The organism is Mucilaginibacter sp. P1_D10, from assembly GCF_056406215.1.
This window is the reverse complement of sequence record NZ_JBFUAP010000021.1, coordinates 70621-88506: the sequence shown is the minus strand read 5'-3', so window position 1 is coordinate 88506 and position 17886 is coordinate 70621. Positions and strand designations below refer to the sequence as shown.

At 43.6% G+C, this 17886-nt stretch carries 17 protein-coding genes and 1 tRNA gene; 10 read left to right on the top strand and 8 right to left on the bottom strand.

The genetic code is table 11. The features are described from left to right. Positions 1-14: 14 nt before the first annotated feature. Together AC1DYT_RS24260 and AC1DYT_RS24255 are read right to left on the bottom strand one after the other, a co-directional pair. Positions 15-464, bottom strand: coding sequence for a hypothetical protein (locus tag AC1DYT_RS24260; protein WP_477472081.1), 450 nt, complete (start codon positions 462-464; stop codon positions 15-17). A gap of 100 nt (positions 465-564) precedes the next feature. Further along, positions 565-638: transfer RNA gene (locus tag AC1DYT_RS24255), tRNA-Arg, on the bottom strand. 147 nt (positions 639-785) lie between these two features. On the opposite strand from AC1DYT_RS24255, the gene AC1DYT_RS24250 reads away from it, so the two are divergent. Further along, a complete protein-coding gene (locus AC1DYT_RS24250) occupies positions 786-1019 on the top strand; it encodes a hypothetical protein (RefSeq protein WP_477472080.1) in 234 nt (77 codons plus the stop codon). Between the two features lie 14 nt (positions 1020-1033). Here the strand turns inward: AC1DYT_RS24250 and AC1DYT_RS24245 are convergent, their stop codons facing one another. After that, complete coding sequence (locus AC1DYT_RS24245; protein ID WP_477472079.1) at positions 1034-1747, bottom strand: hypothetical protein; 714 nt, start codon at positions 1745-1747, stop codon at positions 1034-1036. A 435-nt stretch (positions 1748-2182) separates the two neighbouring features. Here AC1DYT_RS24245 and AC1DYT_RS24240 point away from each other — a divergent pair, with 435 nt between their 5' ends. Further along, positions 2183-3043 carry an N-acetylglucosamine kinase gene (locus tag AC1DYT_RS24240; protein ID WP_477462252.1) on the top strand — a complete coding sequence of 287 codons (861 nt, stop codon included), beginning with the start codon at positions 2183-2185 and terminating at the stop codon, positions 3041-3043. A 381-nt stretch (positions 3044-3424) separates the two neighbouring features. Here the strand turns inward: AC1DYT_RS24240 and AC1DYT_RS24235 are convergent, their stop codons facing one another. After that, entirely contained in the window at positions 3425-4120 is a 696-nt protein-coding gene (locus AC1DYT_RS24235; RefSeq protein ID WP_133232350.1) for an NUDIX hydrolase, read from the bottom strand. A 124-nt stretch (positions 4121-4244) separates the two neighbouring features. Between AC1DYT_RS24235 and pfkA the strand changes: the two genes are divergently transcribed. The 4 genes from pfkA to AC1DYT_RS24215 all read left to right on the top strand — a co-directional run bounded on the left by pfkA (position 4245) and on the right by AC1DYT_RS24215 (position 7983). Further along, positions 4245-5231 (top strand): 6-phosphofructokinase, encoded by a 987-nt coding sequence (pfkA, locus tag AC1DYT_RS24230; protein WP_477472078.1) that lies wholly within the window; start codon positions 4245-4247, stop codon positions 5229-5231. Continuing rightward, the gene (locus tag AC1DYT_RS24225) at positions 5232-6080 is read left to right on the top strand and encodes a hypothetical protein (protein WP_477472077.1); all 849 of its coding nucleotides are present in this window, start codon (positions 5232-5234) and stop codon (positions 6078-6080) included. 7 nt (positions 6081-6087) lie between these two features. Beyond that, positions 6088-7083, top strand: a complete 996-nt coding sequence (gap, locus tag AC1DYT_RS24220) for a type I glyceraldehyde-3-phosphate dehydrogenase (RefSeq protein WP_477462255.1) — start codon at positions 6088-6090, stop codon at positions 7081-7083. Between the two features lie 378 nt (positions 7084-7461). Next, entirely contained in the window at positions 7462-7983 is a 522-nt protein-coding gene (locus AC1DYT_RS24215) for a transposase (protein WP_477472076.1), read from the top strand. Positions 7984-8393: 410 nt separating this feature from the next. Here the strand turns inward: AC1DYT_RS24215 and AC1DYT_RS24210 are convergent, their stop codons facing one another. Then, the gene (locus tag AC1DYT_RS24210) at positions 8394-8660 is read right to left on the bottom strand and encodes a translation initiation factor IF-3 C-terminal domain-containing protein (protein ID WP_477472075.1); all 267 of its coding nucleotides are present in this window, start codon (positions 8658-8660) and stop codon (positions 8394-8396) included. Between the two features lie 188 nt (positions 8661-8848). Between AC1DYT_RS24210 and AC1DYT_RS24205 the strand changes: the two genes are divergently transcribed. Continuing rightward, entirely contained in the window at positions 8849-9847 is a 999-nt protein-coding gene (locus AC1DYT_RS24205; protein WP_477472074.1) for a 2-hydroxyacid dehydrogenase, read from the top strand. A gap of 181 nt (positions 9848-10028) precedes the next feature. Here AC1DYT_RS24205 and AC1DYT_RS24200 read toward each other — a convergent pair whose 3' ends face one another. Continuing rightward, positions 10029-10733, bottom strand: a complete 705-nt coding sequence (locus tag AC1DYT_RS24200) for a response regulator transcription factor (protein ID WP_477472073.1) — start codon at positions 10731-10733, stop codon at positions 10029-10031. Beyond that, positions 10730-12049, bottom strand: coding sequence for a sensor histidine kinase (locus AC1DYT_RS24195; protein ID WP_477472072.1), 1320 nt, complete (start codon positions 12047-12049; stop codon positions 10730-10732). The genes AC1DYT_RS24200 and AC1DYT_RS24195 overlap by 4 nt, the downstream gene beginning before the upstream one ends. 124 nt (positions 12050-12173) lie before the next feature. Between AC1DYT_RS24195 and AC1DYT_RS24190 the strand changes: the two genes are divergently transcribed. Continuing rightward, positions 12174-14552 carry an outer membrane beta-barrel family protein gene (locus AC1DYT_RS24190; RefSeq protein ID WP_477472071.1) on the top strand — a complete coding sequence of 793 codons (2379 nt, stop codon included), beginning with the start codon at positions 12174-12176 and terminating at the stop codon, positions 14550-14552. 479 nt (positions 14553-15031) lie between these two features. Next, entirely contained in the window at positions 15032-15457 is a 426-nt protein-coding gene (locus AC1DYT_RS24185; protein ID WP_477472070.1) for an energy transducer TonB, read from the top strand. A gap of 118 nt (positions 15458-15575) precedes the next feature. Here the strand turns inward: AC1DYT_RS24185 and AC1DYT_RS24180 are convergent, their stop codons facing one another. Next, positions 15576-16082 carry an REP-associated tyrosine transposase gene (locus AC1DYT_RS24180; RefSeq protein ID WP_477472069.1) on the bottom strand — a complete coding sequence of 169 codons (507 nt, stop codon included), beginning with the start codon at positions 16080-16082 and terminating at the stop codon, positions 15576-15578. Positions 16083-16365: 283 nt separating this feature from the next. On the opposite strand from AC1DYT_RS24180, the gene AC1DYT_RS24175 reads away from it, so the two are divergent. Next, complete coding sequence (locus tag AC1DYT_RS24175) at positions 16366-17709, top strand: hypothetical protein (protein ID WP_477472068.1); 1344 nt, start codon at positions 16366-16368, stop codon at positions 17707-17709. Positions 17710-17886: the final 177 nt, after the last annotated feature.

Below are 17886 nucleotides of genomic sequence, written 5' to 3'. Positions count from 1 at the left end.
TGCAGGAATAGGATTTAGTGTTGGTTTATATCTACTCCCGGCACCGGCGTTCCAATGTCTAGCCTATAAAAACGCATGCTTAATATCGCCACAAAAAGATTCGGGATAACCATCAGTAAAATAGTCCCCAAGGAATAATCGGCGGCGTTGCGGACGATGTGGAAATACACATAAAATAAGGGGAGTGAAACGAAGAAGGTGGAAATTGTAATCTGCGACTTTTTATTGTAAACGCCGGGTGCAGACCGCATAGCCCTATAAACAGCAAAAGGTAATACCACAGTAATTATGCCGGTGAGCATAGCAATATCGTAAAAATCGATACGGGCAGCAAATCCCCAATTATCTGGTTTTATCAGGAAAATCAACGCCATAAAAGCGTACATGATAATCATGCTTAATATTGGCGATACGAATAATGTGGTAAAGCCCACTTTTAAGGAATAGGTTAGTGCTTTTTTCATGGTGATGATGTAAAAATAAGCCTTATAACGGCATTTACAATGCCTTAAAAACACAAAAGCCTTAAATCTTTCGACTTAAGGCTTCCGGCTTTTTTCTCGGTGATCTCAACAGGATTCGAACCTGTGACCGACAGATTAGAAATCTGTTGCTCTATCCAGCTGAGCTATGAGACCATGCAAAATTTTGCGCTGCAAATATGCAAATTTATACTCAAAATGGCAATATCCCCTTGGTTGATTTATTGTGGTTTTTTAACTATATCATTAATAAAACTTCTTTAAAGGTAATAAAGCCTATATTTACACTCGAATAAAGTGAATATGGGATTACCGCTGAGGATTACTTTTGATGATAAAGATTATGTTTACCAGATTGTTAACAGCAAACTGATAGGCCAAAACACCACCGAACTTGAACTGTTATTGAACGGTGAAAAAGTGGAACTGATAAAAGATGCCCGCCGGGTTTGGACGCTTAAAGAGGGCGACACTTCCCTCGATCCAGAACTGGTGCAGGCGCTTGGCCGGTCGGTATCGTTACGCTTGCGGATGTAGGTTTACTGTGGTGCTCAAACCAATTTAAAATACAGTGTAATCAATACGCAAAAGATTAAAAACAAGGTAAACCAAGCTCTTCTTTTTATCCGGTTGTCAAAATAGGTACTTGCGCGAATTTTGTAAAAAGACCATATTAATCCCGCAATTAACAAACAGCCGGCAGTTACCGAAACCGCTTTGTTTTCGCTAATGTACGTTGTGCCCATTAAACCAAGCATCACGAAAATACCCGCGAAAGCGTATTTTTGTGAAAAGCTTTTTTGTGGCAAACCCGATAATGGTTGTATAGTCAGTAATTTGGCTTTAACCTCAGTGTAATGTTCGAGATATGGAAATACGCATATCAGGTCTTCTTTCGTTGTTCCCCGTATATACAATATCCCCTTGTTGTCTTCGGTGATAGAGTCAATCGCATCTAATGATAATTTTTTATCAGCAAGGCCTTGCTGTTTACGTAACAGGTAATTATCGCCGATAGTAAGTTCGTAGCTGTAAAAAATTGCTTTTTGTCTTTTTACGCCCCTGAAAATACTATAAGTAAAAAATATAGCTACAACAATGATGTAAACAAATGCGGATTGCATACTTTCTTCGGCACTACCTTCCGAGTAATAAGAAATGGCAAGGCCTGTGAGTAAAGCGGCTGCCATCAAGGGGATGGTTTTGGCAAGTATCTGTTTACGAAAATTGCCAAAGTTTTCGGGCTTGTTTCTGTATTGCTGCATATAATAAGGTTTATCGCTTCGCGAATATAATTATTATGGATCAGTTGGAGCGTAACCTGTGGCTCACGACAGCCATTATTTGATTTATCAGCCATATTAAAATAGGTAGTGTACTATTTACACGCTTAAACCATCGTTTTTGTCGCCTTTTATTAACCTTGCGGTAATATTGCATCAATAATTGCCGAAATATTATCTATCATTGCAGTTATTACCATACTGTGAAACAGCGCAGGAATGCGTTTTTATCTGTTAGCTTGACAGATAAAAACGCGGTTAAAAATGTTAGAAAAAACCCGAAAAAGTTTAATTTTTCGCATAAAAACGCATTTTATGATGTGCATTTAGCAAAAAACAGCATTAAAATAACCAAGTGTTTTTTTTACAATAAGTAAATCATACTTTTAACACAATTTTTTTAAAACTCTTAACTATATGATCATAATTGCTGACGGTGGCTCGACCAAAACAAACTGGTGCCTGGTTACTGAAGAAGGTAAAAAAGTGTATTTCAATACCGAAGGTTACAACCCGTATTTTGCTCCGAAAGATTACATCATACAATCCCTAAAGGAAAGTTTACCAAACGACCTGGAGAAAGACAACATTAGCGAAGTAAACTACTACGGCGCAGGTTGCTCTACCCCCGAGATGCGCAAGGTTGTGGAAGAAGCTATGTCGGCTGTTTTCACAAAATCTAAGGTAAACATAGGCCACGATCTTTTAGCTGCCGCACGTGCGTTGCTGGGCAACACCGAAGGTTTCGCAGCTATTTTAGGCACCGGTACCAACACCTGCCTTTACGACGGCAAGGACGTAGTACAAAACATCGATTCGGGCGCTTATATCCTGGGCGATGAAGGCAGCGGTTGTTACATTGGTAAAAAGCTTTTAACCGATTACTTGCGCGGTTACATGCCCGAAGCAGTGCGCAAAGCATTTTGGGAAGAGTTTAAATACACGCCAGATGATATCAACGAAATTGTTTACACGCAGCCCCGTGCAAACCGTTTCTGCGCAAGCTTCAGCAAATTTGTTTACGATAACAACGTTAACATCGAATACTCGCGTAACTTGGTGCGCACCTCGTTCGAAGATTTCTTCAAGAACCTGGTTACCCATTACCCCGATTATCAAAAATATACCTTCAATTGCATTGGCTCGGTAGGTTACAACTTCCGCAACGTGCTCGAAGAAGTTTGCACCGAAAACGGCATGACCGTTGGCAACATCATCCGCTCGCCTATAGATAACCTGGTGAAATACCACCTGGACCTGGCGCCTAGCAGTCTTTAGAATCAAGAGACAAGAATCAAGAGACAAGAATCAAGAAACAAGAATCAAGAAACAAGAATCAAGAGACAAGAATCAAGAGACAAGAATCACGAGACAAGAATCACGAGAAAACCAAAAAGGGGTCGAAAGCATTTGCTTTCGACCCCTTTTTATTACCACCCGTCATTGCGAGGCACGAAGCAATCCTCGGCAAGCAGGTTAGATATGCAGGGCCGTTTAGCAAATCCGCTCTGCCTTGTGCACCTTCACACCGATGATTGCCGCGCTATCGCTCGCAATGACGATGGGGGGCATAACGCAGAAAAGCGAGGAGAATCCTCGCTTTTCTGCGTTTAACTGAATTACTAAACTGCAAACTGCCCACAGCTAACTGCAAACTGGTTACTGCACCAAATTCAATTCGTTCTGGAAAATCTTGGCGTACTTCCTTCTATCAAACTTGTAGAGTTTGGCGGCGCGGTACGATACGCCTTTCTGCTTCTCGTCCAGCTCCTTTAAAAAGCCATAGCTCAGCATCTTCTTGCGGAAGTTGCGCTTATCCAGCTTTTTGTTCAGCACTGCCTCGTAAAGGGATTGCAGCTGCGTAAGCGTAAATTTCTCGGGCAGCAACTCAAAGGCAATGGGCTGATAATTCAGCCTGCGGCGTATTTTATTGAACCCGGTGTTGAAGATATCGCTGTGGTCGAAGGCGAGCTTAGGTAAATCGTTAACGGGGTGCCAAAACGCCGATTTTGCGTATTGCGTAACGGGTTTAAGTTCTTTTTGCCCGTTTATACGTATAAGCGCGTAATAGGCAACGGTTATAACGCGCCCTTGCGGGTGGCGCTTTACCTCGCCAAACGTGTGGAATTGCTGCATGTGCAGATCGCGGAGACCGGTAAGCTCGTATAAAATACGCTCAGCGGCATCATCGATACTTTCATCCTGCGATACAATGTATCCCGGCAAAGCCAGCCAATCCTTAAAGGGTTCCTCATTACGTTCAATGAGCAATATCTTTAATTCGCCGGCTTCAAAGCCAAAAATTACACAGTCGATTGAAAATACCGAATCAAATGTTGGTAACTTTACTTCCAAAAGTGGTTATATTAGGTTAACTGGTTAAATATATACCTTAAAATTCATTACAAAAATAATAAATTAAATTTAATGGTGTAATTTCGACACCTTATATTCGTGGCACAAATTTACGATCGTAAAAATGGGTAAAATTTCAAAAATAGCAGTCCTCACTTCAGGCGGCGATGCACCGGGCATGAACCCCTGCATACGAGCAGTAGTGCGTACTGCCATATATAATAAGCTGGAAGTTGTTGGCGTAAGGCAGGGTTACCAGGGCCTTATAGATAATAATATGTACGATATGCAAACCCGTTCGGTGAGCAATATTCTTAACCTGGGCGGTACCATATTAAAAACTGCACGTTGCCTGCCTTTCCGTACCGATGAAGGCATGGAACTGGCGTATAATAATATAAAGGCACAAGGGATTGATGGTTTAGTAGTTATTGGTGGCGACGGCACCTTTACAGGTGCGCTACGTTTCTCTAAACGTTTCCCGGATATTGCCGTAATGGGCGTGCCCGGCACCATCGATAACGATTTATACGGCTCTACCTACACGCTTGGTTTCGATACAGCTACCAATACCGTTATAGAAGCCATAGATAAGATACGCGACACTGCCGACGCGCACGACCGCCTTTTCTTTATAGAGGTAATGGGACGCGATTCGGGCGCTATTGCCCTGCGTGCAGGGATTTCCTGCGGTGCCGAGGCTATTTTATTGCCGGAACGCGCTACTGCTATAGATGATTTGATAGAAAGCCTTAAAGCGGGTCAGTTCAACAAAAAATCATCCAGCATCGTAATCGTGGCCGAAGGCGATAAAACCGGCGGCGTGTATGATCTCGCCGAACGTGTGCGCGCGCAGGTTAAATTTTACGATATCAAGGTTACCATATTGGGCCACTTGCAACGCGGTGGCAGTCCCTCGGCTTTCGATAGGGTGCTGGGCAGCCGCTTAGGTTTCGCAGCCGTTAACGCTTTACTAGCCGGAAAATCGCAAATGATGGTAGGGCTTGAGGCCAACCATATTAAGTTGACCACTTTAGAGGAAGCGCTTACCCAGCACCAGTTTAAGCTGGAAGAGGATTTGATGCAAATGTCTGAAATCTTATCAATCTAAATGTTAGCAGTCGTTTATAGTGGGTCTAACAATGCGGGTTGGCGCTTAGCCGATAAGGAGAGGACTATTGCCTCTTTTAACACCAATGCTATTAACCCCTATTTTAACGACAAAAAATATATTACGGACCTGCTTAACCGCAACATTAACCTCATACACCACGCCGAAGAAATAAAACGTATTTACTTTTTTGGTGCAGGCGCATCTTCAGACGAACGTAAGGAGGTGGTAAAAAGTGCCCTTGAGGCTTTCTTCAAAAACGCGAAAGTAGTGGTAGAGCATGATATTGCCGCCGCCGCCATAGCTTGCTGCAAAAATAACCCCGGCATTGTAAGTATTTGCGCAAGCGGCACCAACGCAGCCTGGTACGATGGCAAAAAGGTGAAGCCCAACAATTATGGCCTGGGTTACATACTAGCCGACGAAGGCAGCGGCAACTGGCTGGGCCGCCAACTCATCAAAAGCTTTATGAATGAGACACTTCCGGCGCATTTGCGCAAGAAATTCATCCACAGCTACGATGCTGACCGCAAAACTTTGCTGGAGAAAGTTTACCGCCAGCAGCAGCCCGCGTTGTACCTAAGCTCGTTCAGCGATTTCTTTTTGGAGTACAAAAACGATGTTTATCTTCGCAATATCATTAAAACAGGTTTTACTAAGCTGATTGACACCTATTTGTTACCTTTGCAAAAAGAACATCCGGGTGCGCCTGTGCATTTTGCGGGAACGGTAGCATCCAACTTCCAGGATTATCTGGCCGAGGCGGCGGAAGCTAGTGGCATTAAGATAGCCGGCATAGTAAAAGAACCTATAAACAATTTATTGACGTATTATTCAAACAAAAATTAGAAAAAACATGAAAATAGGAATTAACGGCTTTGGCCGTATCGGCCGTTTAGCTTTCAGGGCTGCAATTGAACGCGAAGGTGTTGAAATTGTTGGTATTAACGACTTGGTAGAGCCTGATTATATGGCTTACATGTTGAAATACGATTCAACACACGGACAGTTCAAAGGCACCATTGCTGTTGAAGGCGGCCATTTGGTAGTAAACGGTAAAACTATCCGCGTTACTGCCGAAAAAGACCCTGCAAACCTTAAATGGAATGAAGTAGGTGCAGAAGTTATTATCGAATCTACAGGTTTATTCTTAACCTTAGATACTGCACAAAAACATATCGATGCCGGTGCTAAGAAAGTAGTAATGAGCGCCCCTGCAAAGGATGATACTCCTACATTTGTAATGGGTGTAAACCACAAGCTGTTAAAGGCTGAGCAAACTATCGTTTCTAACGCATCATGTACCACCAACTGTTTAGCGCCTATCGCTAAAGTATTGGATGATAAATTCGGTATAGAAGAAGGCCTGATGACTACCGTACACGCAGTTACAGCAACCCAAAAAACTGTTGACGGCCCATCGGCTAAAGACTGGAGAGGCGGCCGTGGCGCTTACCAAAACATCATCCCTTCATCAACAGGTGCTGCTAAAGCAGTCGGTTTGGTACTTCCACAACTGAAAGGTAAATTAACAGGCATGAGCTTCCGTGTACCGGTTGCCGACGTTTCTGTTGTTGACTTAGTTGTGCGTTTAAAGACGCCAACTTCATACGAAGGCATCAAAGCTGCTATGAAAGAAGCCTCAGAAGGCGAATTGAAAGGCATCCTTGGTTACACCGAAGACGAAGTAGTATCAGAAGATTTCAAAGGTGATGCACGCACATCGATATTCGATGCAAAAGCAGGTATCGCACTGAATGATAACTTCGTGAAAGTAGTATCATGGTACGATAACGAATGGGGTTACTCAAACAAACTGATCGACCTTGTACAAGAAATTGGCAAACTGTAAGGTTTGTAATTTCTTAAAATAAATGCGAAAGCCTCCCGTTGGGGGGCTTTTTGCGTTTGTGGTTTTGTGGCGGTGGGGACACCGCCACAGGGAGAGAAGGGGAGAAAAGAGAAAACACCCTATCCCCTAAGGCGGTGCGGTGGGGACACCGCCACAGGGRGAGAAGAGGAGAAAAGAAAAAYACCCTATCCCCTAAGGCGGTGTCCCCACCGCCGTTTGCTTYTCCGTGATGAGTGGCGGTGGGGAMACCGCCACAGGGAGAGAAGAGGAGAAAAGAAAAACACCCTATCCCCTAAGGCGGTGTCCCCACCGCCGTTTGCTCCATCAATTTATTGCACTATAAATCACCCGTAAGCCAACAATTCTATATTTTAGAGTATGGAACTGAATACTACATATTTTTATACTGTTGCTATCGTCGATTGGGTACACCTGATGAAGCCTGGTAGCTTTAAACAAATAGTTTTGGATAGCCTCATCTGGCTGGTGAAGAAAAAGAAGATAAAAGTTTATGGTTTTGTAATAATGCCGAACCATATCCATCTGCTTTGGGAAAATATTGCCATGAATGGCAAAGAAATGCCGTACGTAAGCTTTATGAAATTTACCGGGCACCAATTTCAGGAACAACTGCGGAATACGGATAGCCCTTTGCTGCACAAATTCCAGGTTGTAAGTACCGACCGCAATTACCAGTTTTGGCAAAAAGATGGCCTGGCTAAAATAGTAGGGAGCCGAAAAATGCTGGAACAGAAATTGGACTATATGCACTTAAACCCATTGCAAGCACACTGGGACCTGGTTGCCGACCCTAACGAGTATTATTTTTCGTCGTGCTCTTTTTATGAAATGGAGGATAGAAAGTTTAGTTGGCTAACACACTATATGGATGTATTTTAAGCATCGTGGCGGTGGGGACACCGCCACTTGGGGGACGAGAAGAAACACCCACGCAAGGCAGTGTCCTCACCGCCGTTTGCCTCTCCACCGAGAAAGAAAAACACCCTTTCCCGTAAGGCGGTGTCCCCACCGCCGTTTGCTTCTCTGTGATGAGTGGCGGTGGTGACACCGCCACAGGGGGAGAAGAGGCGAAAAAGAAAAACACCCTATCCCGTAAGGCGGTGTCCCCACCGCCGTTTGCTTCTTCGCTATGAGTGGCGGTGAGGACACCGCCACAGGGGGAAAAGAGAGAAGTAAACTATTCCCTAAGGCGGTGTCCCCACCGCCGTTTGCCTCTCCTCGATGAGTGGCGGTGGACACCGCCACAGGGAGGGCGAAATAAACCAGGACGGCTTTTTTGTTCCGGCAATTTACCCTACAATCTTCGATGTAAATAATAAAGGCATCTGCCTACCCTCGTCCAATGGCGGCCATGGGGCGGTTGCGTAATCTTGCAGATCCTCTACAAACCTGCTCAATAGCTTTACGCCCAATTCGGGATGGCCAAGTTCTTTGCCCTTAAATCTTACGATTACCCGTACCTCGGCACTCTTTTTTAACAAGGAAATAATGTCGCCAATTTTAGATGCGTACTCAAGTTCTGATAACCGCGGGTGAGTCTTGATTTCTTTTATCATGGTTTATCTGTAATTAAGGTTATTGCAAAAGCATGTTTGGCTTTCGCCGCTGTTGGTCTTGTGGCCAACGTCGTTGTTGACTAAGATAGCAAAAATAGCCGCTCCATTGACACACCCCTGCGCGGACGAAACACCAACAACGGCGGAACAGCACAGAATAAGCTTACATTTGCGCATACACATCAACTATGAAGATCCAATTCTTTTCTGCCAAGCCGTACGATAAAGCTTTTTTTGCCAGCCATAATGAAGCCTATGGCTTCGAGCTGGATTTTTTGGAGACCCACCTTGGCCCGCATATTGTAAACGCTGTCGACGATGGTACATTTGCCGTTTGCGCCTTTGTAAACGATAAACTCACAGCCGAAGTAATTGCCGCCCTTGCCGCAAAAGGCGTAAAGGTTATAGCGCTGCGTTGTGCCGGCTTCAATAATGTTGACCTGGATGCGGCAAAGCAATACGGTATCCGCGTGTGCCGTGTGCCCGCATACTCGCCCGAGGCCGTTGCCGAACATGCTATGGCGATGCTGCTTACGCTTAATCGCAAAACGCATAAAGCTTATAACCGGGTTCGCGAGCAAAATTTCTCGCTAAATGGTTTATTGGGCTTTAACCTGCATGGCAAAACGGTAGGCGTAATTGGCACCGGGAAAATAGGCAAAGCCTTTTGCCGCATTGCTTTGGGCTTTGGCTGCAAGGTAGTAGCATACGACCTTTTTGAGGATGAAGAACTAAAATTACTCGGGGTAGGGTACACCACTTTTGAAAGCGTACTGCGCCAGGCAGATATCCTATCCTTGCATTGCCCTTTGACGCCCGACAATAAATACTTGATTGGCAAGGATACACTGGCCATTATGAAGCCAGGCATCGCCATCATCAACACCAGCCGCGGCGGGCTCATCCATACCGGCGACGTGATAGAGGCTTTAAAAACCGGGCATATCGCTTATTTAGGGATAGATGTGTATGAGCAGGAAGAAAAGCTATTCTTTAAGGATCTTTCGGGCAGTATTATAGAAGATGACACCATCCAGCGGCTCATGAGCTTTCCAAACGTACTGGTTACCGGGCACCAGGCCTTCTTTACACAAGAGGCACTCTCGCAAATAGCAGAAATTACGCTCCACAGCGTTCAGCAGCTTAGTAGAGGGTTGGAGCCTGATGCGGCGGTGATATTGGTATAGACTTAGCGGAAGGGGAGTATATTGCTGATTTAGCCTTCGTTGGGCGATGTCACCAACCAACCACGATGCTTTTGGTTCTTACATTTGCTTTGGCTCAAGCGGGACGCTTGAATCGGCGGCGGTTTTAATGAGTACTAAATGAACTTCAGCCGTTTTTAATTGGTGTTAAACAACAATTCTTTCATTTCATTTTTTGTGCTGGTCGAGTTATGAAACGGAATTCAAAGCCGGTCCCGCGCACCGTTTCCAACACGATAGCCGGATCGGCGTTAAGGTATTTACGCAGCTTGCTAACGAAAACATCAAGGCTGCGCCCGGAAAAATAATCATCGTTTTTCCAGATATGCAACAGCACTTCTTCGCGTTTGATAAGCCGGTTAGGGTTCCGACAGAAATAAAGCAACACTAATGCTTCTTTTTCAGTCAGCCGCACATTGCCGTTCTGATGAACTAATAAGAGGCTCCGGTGGTCAAAGGCAAAATCACCAAGTATAATCATTTCCGGCAGGGGAACAACCGCCTGTTCCGCCCGTTTCAGGATATTTTTGATCCGTAATACCAGCTCGTCCGCTTCAAAGGGTTTGACCACATAATCATCGGCCCCTAATTTTAAGCCTTTTAATTTGTCTTCCTTCTGATTCCTGGCCGTTAAAAAAAGAAATGGCATTTCCGGTTGCAGGCGGATGATCTCTTCCGCCAGTGTAAAGCCGTCCATTACGGGCATCATCACATCCAACACGCAAAGGTCAGCAGTTCCGGCTTTCAGGTATTTCAACGCCTCCATGCCATTGGGCTGCCAGGTCACATTGAACCCGGCCAGTTCCAGGTATTGTTTCAGGATACCCGCAAAATCAAGGTCGTCTTCGGCTAACAGGATATGTTTCATGCTAAGGGTAAGGTTAAAGTAAAAGTTGTACCATGACCGGGTGAGCTTACCACACCAACTGTTCCCCCGTGCGCGATGGCGATCTGGCGGCTGTAATATAGTCCAAGCCCAAGCCCTTTCACACTATGGATATCGCCCTTTTCCACCCGGTAGAACTTTTCAAAGATATCCTGCCATTCGGAAGGTGAAATTCCGATGCCGTCATCCATGATCCCGATCCGGTAAAAACTTTCGCCCGCAGCGGTAACGATGACCAGATGGGTACCTCCATATTTCACCGCGTTATCCAGGATATTGGTGATGGCGGTAGTCAGGTGAAAGCGGTCTGCTAATAACGTAACCGGCTCAAACTCAAACCGCGTGGTAAGTTTAATAGTTGGATGCGCCGCTCTGAAATCCTCCAGCAACTGAGCGACGAAAAACTCCATATTTAGTTTTTCTTTTTTAAGAACCAGTTGTTGAGGCCCTGCCGTATGCGTGATTACCTGGTCGATCAATCTTTTGAGGCGTTGTTGTTGCCGCTCGCAAATCATTAGCGCATTAGCGATAATGGCATTAGTTTTTATCTCTGGCTGGCTTTTAGCTGTGCTGATCGCCACGTTCAGCGTCGCCAAAGGCGTATTAAACTCGTGAGTAATGTTGTTGATAAAATCGGTCTGCATATCAGCGATCTTTTTCTGCGTGATCAAGCCTTTGATGGAATAATAGAACAACACCACAACAAAACCCAGCAGCAATACCGAAAATATCAGCAGGCCCATCATTTGTTGCAGGATGCTGATCTGCCAATCATTGATGCTAAAGCTGGAACGGCTGTTAAAGTTTTTGATCACCACGCCGGATTCATTGCCATTGCTCGAATTCAGGTCATGAATGATCTTCGCGTGTTCCAATGTTTTAGCATTACCAAACCAGGCCTGGTTATGAATAGTCAAAGAATCATTGGTCTCATCATTAATCAGGGTGGCAGAATGGATCACGACAGTATAAGCCGTATTGTACCGGCTCAAAACATGGTTGTTTTTAATGTAAGCGGCGATCCTGTGGGAATTGGATATCGAACCTGTTTTTATAAACTGTTCAAATGCGCCATAACGGCTCTGTTTGAATAAGGGCTCTGCCTCCCTGAACCAGATATTGGTCAGGCTATCGATCCCGATGCTGTATTCCATTTTGATCAGTTCGGCACGGACGGCCTGCTCGGCCTCTTTCGATCGCAGAATAAAAGTATTGTAAATAAAATAGCCCTGGATGGCCGTTAGCGCCAGCACCGCCAGCGAACAGGCCCAGATCAGGTAACTGATTTTCATTTTCATGGCTCAAAGGTAAATCAGACAGTCCATTAACCGTGCAGGTTTTACCGTCATTAACATTCCGTTAACCAAGCATTAACCAAAATCAGGCATTCAACACCACACTTTTGCCTTAAATCAATTTATTATGTATAAGTTCATATTAATCATCGCTCTGGTTATCCCCGTCACTTTACAGGCACAAACGTTCAAACTATCTGGCAAGGTGCAGGATGCCGCTCATCAGCCTGTATCCTATGCAACCATCACTGTTCAAAACGCCGCAGATACCACCATCAGGCAAAGCACCCTGAACGATTCTGCCGGTGTGTTTTCATTTGAAGCTTTGAAAAAAGGCAGCTATGTGTTAAAAATAAAAACTGTCGGCTTCAAATCTATTTCACAGCAAGTTGTCCTGAATCAAGACATCGTGTTGGAAACGATCTTGCTAAACAAAGACCTGACACAACTTAACGAAGTGGTCATCACCGCTAAAAAACCCACTGTTACTCACAAGATCGACCGAACGGAGTTCAACGTTGAAAATACCGTTCTTTCCACAACAAATGCCTGGGAGATCGTCAAACGCGCACCTGGCGTACAGTCCGGCGGCGGCGAGTTGTCCATCAGAGGCAGCAAGAATATTTTAGTTACCATCAATGATAAAAAGGTTTACTTGTCGGGCGAAGAACTAAAGGCTATGCTGGAAGGCACCAACGGCGGCGATATCAGATCGGTCGAGGTTATTACTAATCCACCTGCCAAATACGAAGCCTCCGGCAGCGCAGTGATCAATATCAAAATGAAGACCAATACAAAAGCAGGCTACAAAGGCTCCATTAGCACCAGCTATCAGCAGGGGATTTATGCGAAGCAAAACATCAGCACCAGCCAGTATTATAAAACCGGTAAGTTATCGCTCTTCGGCAGCTACAGCCTTGGCAAGGGTATATATTATAATGAGATCAAAGAAGTAACCCAATATCCAGTGCAGAAGCAAATATGGGTAGATGTTCTGCACCGCAAAAATTACCGCGATGCAGAACATAATTACCGGGCCGGACTGGATTTTGACATTGATCGCCTGAATAAACTGAGCGTAGGTGTAGATGGTTATATCGCTAAAAAGAACCATGCGCTTTACAGCGTGCCAACGGATATTTATGTTACCGGCGATGGCTTTAAAAATAGCTTTACCACGCAAAACTACCGACTGACACCGAATACGAATACCGATGTAAATCTCGTGTACGAACATGCTTTCGGTGCCAAAGAAAAGATCAGCGCGGCTGCCGACTACACCAATTATAAAAACAATACCAGTCAGGATGTAAAAACCAGTAACTATGTCGCCGATAAGCGTTTTAACCGTTTCCTCACCGATAACGTGCAGCACATCCGCCTTTTCTCTGCACAGGCGGATTACAGCAAGGAGAGCAAGGCTTTCAACCTTGGAGCCGGTGTCAAATTCAGCAAAGTGAGAGCAGACAATAACCTGGATTTTCAGATTGAGAGCGTTGCCGGGCTGGTGAATTATCCGGAATTGAGCAATGTATTTAATTATAAAGAGTCGGTTACCGCAGGTTATATTAGTCTAAACAAAGACATCAGCAACTGGAGTTTTAAGGCAGGGTTACGTGGAGAGTACTCCAATATTGACGGGAGATCCGTACACCCGCAGGAAATAAACAGCCAGGATTATTTAAACCTATTCCCAACATTGTTTGTGCAGAATAAGATCAACGCCAATAACCAGTTGGGGCTTACCTATGGTAAAAGGATCACCCGGCCCCAGTATAGTTATCTCAACCCCTCCAAATCTTATTTCACACCTAACTCTTACCTGATAGGCGATGCAAAACTGAAACCGGCGCTTAGCGACCAAATTAGCCTGCTGTACACGTTCAAGGAGAAATACAATGCCACGCTGTATTATATGGGCGATAAGAATCCAACCACCCAGCTACCGGTACAGGATAACGCCACCAACACCCTGATCCAGAAAGTAACGAATATCCCGAGGAATAACGCCTACGGTATCGACCTTAGCACCAGCCTGCAACCCGCATCCTGGTGGGGCATCGACCTAAACCCCGGCGCTGCCTATGTCGAAAGCAATTTCATTCTTCTCTCCGGCGGCCTGTATCGCAATCATGCCTTAACTTTCAATGGCGCAATAGATAACCAGTTCACATTAGATAAAACACACGGCCTTACTGCCGGCATTAACTTTAGCTTTTATACAGCCGGCGTACAGGGACCAGCCAAAGTAAGTGGCATGAGCAGCCTGGGTTTCAGCGCCCGCAAAAAATTATTTCATAACCAGGCGGAAGTATCCCTAATGGTCAATGACGTTTATCGCGGTGAGCGCCTGAAGGTTACTTCGGATTATGCTGATCAGCACAACTATTTCACATATTACGGCGATACGCAAAGTTTCCGCATTAGTTTTAGATATAACCTCGGCAATGTAAAGCTGAAAGGTAAAGAAGCGAAGGGAAAAACGGATGAGCAGAACCGGCTATAACAAATACTATAAATATATCTTGTAACAGATTTTTACGCCGCCGTTGGTCTTGTGACCAACGGCGTTATTTTTATTTTATGAAGGAGATACCGTCCCGAAACGGCATCAGCTTGTTTGGCGACAACACCAACAAGGGCTGGGCACCACGAACACCAACAAGGGCGGAATAAACCGAATTGATTGCAAATACTTGGTAATCGGTGAGGCCGGCATTCAGCCAATTAAATAATACATCCGGGCGTTATTGGTGATAACACTAACAATGGCGGAAAAATTGAGTACATCTGAAACTAAACCCGCTCTTTGCGTGTGGCAAGGCACTAGTACGCCTTTGCCCGACTAGCCCGCGCTGCATACTAGCGCCAGTCAAGGGGAGGAAATGCTGAAATATGGTTCTGTTTGCACTTTATATAAAGGCAAGATACAGCTTATGAATATGCAATTTATTACTAATTTCGAGAAAAATATAAATCTTGTCCATGGCATACATTTCTAAATCTTTCGTCCTTTTATTGGGGGTGTTATTGTCATTTAGTTCACTTAAGGCACAAAATGTTGACAGCTTAATAAAAGACACAACTATCTATAATAATAGTCAAGTTGACAAAATAGCTGAATTTCCCGGAGGCAGCGTAAAAATTTATCAGCTATTCGGTAAAAATTTTCGCTTCACGCAAGCAGCAGTAAAAAATCGTGCAAAGGGTAAGCAAATCATAAATTTCGTTTTAGAAAAGGACGGAAGTATCAGTAATATCACATTTTCAGCAACGATTGGCTATGGCCTCGAAGAAGAAACAGTCAGAATTTTGAAAATGTTACCTAATTGGAATCCTGCATTAATAAAGGGTTTACCGGTTAGATCGAAAGTTTCGGATTTTCCAATGACTCTCACCGTCGGAGAGTAGAAGGTCACCTTAAATCAACAATTAGTTTTTGATGCCAAGCCTTAATGTTAACTGTTTCAGCCTGTGTTCGGTGTTCAGCCTGTGGTCGGTGTTATCACCGCACCACCTCCGGGATGCTTTAAATATGATCCATATAGTGCGTTATCATTTCATTTGGTGTGTTCAAAATATAGTACCCAGCCGACGAATACCTATACTCCTCCGGTAACAAACATAATCCTGCTTTAACGGGGTTATGATGAATATAGTCCAGCTTTTGTTCCAATACAATCCTGTTATACATGGTCGCTTTGTAAGGGCGGCGTTCCCAAAATTGGTATTCCCTGTCGTTTTGGGTGCTTTTGTAACTGCTTAAATCCTCGCCGTTATTTATCAACGAAAATTTAAACTGCTGACCGGTGAATTTTGCAAAATGTTGTTGAACATTTTTATCGAGCCATTCGGGTTGTTTGCACCAGAGGATGTGGACATGGTTAGGCATAATAACATAGCCATAAAGCCATATACGTTTATTGGTAACCAAATACGTTAGGCTGTTAAGCACAATTTGTTTACGTTCTTCGGCAAGCAATAAGTTTTGCCAGTTTAGGCAGGTGGCGGTAAAAAATTCTATGCCTTGTTGCATTGCGCAATATAACAAATTGTTCGTTTTCGAAGTGATCTGGTAGTGGTGCGGTGATAACACCGACCACAGGCTGAAGTGTTCGTTTCAGTTATTTGGTTGAGTAGCTATGTTTTAATCCTTTAGAAGTTATAAAACGTTATATTTACTATTGATGATTCGGAAAAATACGGTTCTTCCGAATCATCTAAGATCCTATTTCTTTTTTTAAGAACTTACAGTATATTTTTATATTCAATTACAAGAATAAGATTTATTACTGTTTTATTCAACCCATAAGTTTTATATGTTAGAGAACCAAGCATTACTCGTAGAAAGATTAGAAGAGTTGATATTATACATAAAAAACGTGGTTCATGATGGTCTTCGAGCAGGAACTATAAAATGCCATATCGAAAAAATGGCGTATTGGAAGTATGACCAATTCAACTATACTCCAAACGGAATAATTAGGGAGAGCGGTACATTGGTTTACGTAGACAAACCCTACTGGATGTGGACAATTCATAAGATTAGCGAATTTTTACTTCAAAGGATAGAGTATCAAAACGCTTTGAACGTATTAAATTCCATTAAGCATACAGATGCTAACAAAGCATTATTGAGTTTTAGTCGAGCGGTAGTTTCCAATGCATTAGAACAAAAACCTGATAACGAAAACAAAACTATTCTTTCGAATTTCATACGCGATCTTAACAATGAACCATATAATGCGAAACTTATCGCTGATATAAACGGGCTTGTTTTAGAGTCTAATTGCGTTTTTTTAGACGAATTTGCGTGTTTACGAAGAGCTACTGTAGAGGAATTGGAAGAACCCAAACCTGTCGATATGAGCGGTTCTTTTTCTTGGTCAACACACAGTTGCATATTAGAAATAAATCTATCAACTCAAGACGACTCGAGTTTAGTCCTACAACAGATGCTAGATGACTACGTTCGGATACTAATACTATTCGCGGTTGGAAGCATTAAGCAAATAAGATATAAGCTATCGTCGGACAGGATAGTTAACAACACTATTGGTGGTGAAGGCTCTACATTGTATAATTTGCCAGAGTGGAAAAAATACTATTTAAAAAGAGAGAAAGAACAGGGGCTTATAAGCCTTATTTCCAAACTTAGAATGACTAAAAAGCAATTATCAAAGGTAACGCCTGTCGATTTTATTTCCATTGGTTTTGAGCGCTATAACGAGTCACTGCTAGAAATCGTCAAGATTGAAAGGCGAATTGCCAATGTTGTTATGGGGATTGAAGCATTGATATCCGACAGCACAACTGAGTTATCATTTAAGATGCAAACAAGGGTAAGCAAATTATTACAGTTTTTTGGTTTTAATGCATTACAAGTTAGAAAGGACTTAAAGGAGGCATATGCAATTAGAAGTAAGTTTGCTCACGGCGATGTCATTGACAGCAAAACCAACAATCGTATTCTGTCGTTCTACGGGAATAAAGATGATTTTGCCCTGATTATAATTAATTATCTAAGGATAATCTTAATAATGTTCCACATAACGCAAATGGATAAAAAAGCATTTATCGAATTATTGGATGATTCTTTGATTGACTTAAACAGAAACCAAGAATTGCAAAAATATTTAGTTCCTGTCCAGCAGTATATTTGATGTCTCTCTCAGGGTCTCTTAAAAAGGACCCTGCGCACCAAACGGCCGTCGAAAGCATCAACAGCACGAGTTTGTAAACATTACTGATTACCGGGATTATTGGTGCTGAGTGGCCACTTCGTTGGGACTGCATCTGTGCCACTGGGTCCTCTGTTGAGAGACCCGGCGACGAAATTG

Bases quoted from the DNA above. Each gene is read 5' to 3' on its own strand.
- AC1DYT_RS24260 (WP_477472081.1), bottom strand. From the start codon at position 464: ATGAAAAAAGCACTAACCTATTCCTTAAAAGTGGGCTTTACCACATTA.
- AC1DYT_RS24250 (WP_477472080.1), top strand. From the start codon at position 786: ATGGGATTACCGCTGAGGATTACTTTTGATGATAAAGATTATGTTTAC.
- AC1DYT_RS24245 (WP_477472079.1), bottom strand. From the start codon at position 1,747: ATGCAGCAATACAGAAACAAGCCCGAAAACTTTGGCAATTTTCGTAAA.
- AC1DYT_RS24240 (WP_477462252.1), top strand. From the start codon at position 2,183: ATGATCATAATTGCTGACGGTGGCTCGACCAAAACAAACTGGTGCCTG.
- pfkA (WP_477472078.1), top strand. From the start codon at position 4,245: ATGGGTAAAATTTCAAAAATAGCAGTCCTCACTTCAGGCGGCGATGCA.
- AC1DYT_RS24225 (WP_477472077.1), top strand. From the start codon at position 5,232: ATGTTAGCAGTCGTTTATAGTGGGTCTAACAATGCGGGTTGGCGCTTA.
- gap (WP_477462255.1), top strand. From the start codon at position 6,088: ATGAAAATAGGAATTAACGGCTTTGGCCGTATCGGCCGTTTAGCTTTC.
- AC1DYT_RS24215 (WP_477472076.1), top strand. From the start codon at position 7,462: ATGGAACTGAATACTACATATTTTTATACTGTTGCTATCGTCGATTGG.
- AC1DYT_RS24210 (WP_477472075.1), bottom strand. From the start codon at position 8,660: ATGATAAAAGAAATCAAGACTCACCCGCGGTTATCAGAACTTGAGTAC.
- AC1DYT_RS24205 (WP_477472074.1), top strand. From the start codon at position 8,849: ATGAAGATCCAATTCTTTTCTGCCAAGCCGTACGATAAAGCTTTTTTT.
- AC1DYT_RS24200 (WP_477472073.1), bottom strand. From the start codon at position 10,733: ATGAAACATATCCTGTTAGCCGAAGACGACCTTGATTTTGCGGGTATC.
- AC1DYT_RS24195 (WP_477472072.1), bottom strand. From the start codon at position 12,049: ATGAAAATGAAAATCAGTTACCTGATCTGGGCCTGTTCGCTGGCGGTG.
- AC1DYT_RS24190 (WP_477472071.1), top strand. From the start codon at position 12,174: ATGTATAAGTTCATATTAATCATCGCTCTGGTTATCCCCGTCACTTTA.
- AC1DYT_RS24185 (WP_477472070.1), top strand. From the start codon at position 15,032: ATGGCATACATTTCTAAATCTTTCGTCCTTTTATTGGGGGTGTTATTG.
- AC1DYT_RS24180 (WP_477472069.1), bottom strand. From the start codon at position 16,082: ATGCAACAAGGCATAGAATTTTTTACCGCCACCTGCCTAAACTGGCAA.
- AC1DYT_RS24175 (WP_477472068.1), top strand. From the start codon at position 16,366: ATGTTAGAGAACCAAGCATTACTCGTAGAAAGATTAGAAGAGTTGATA.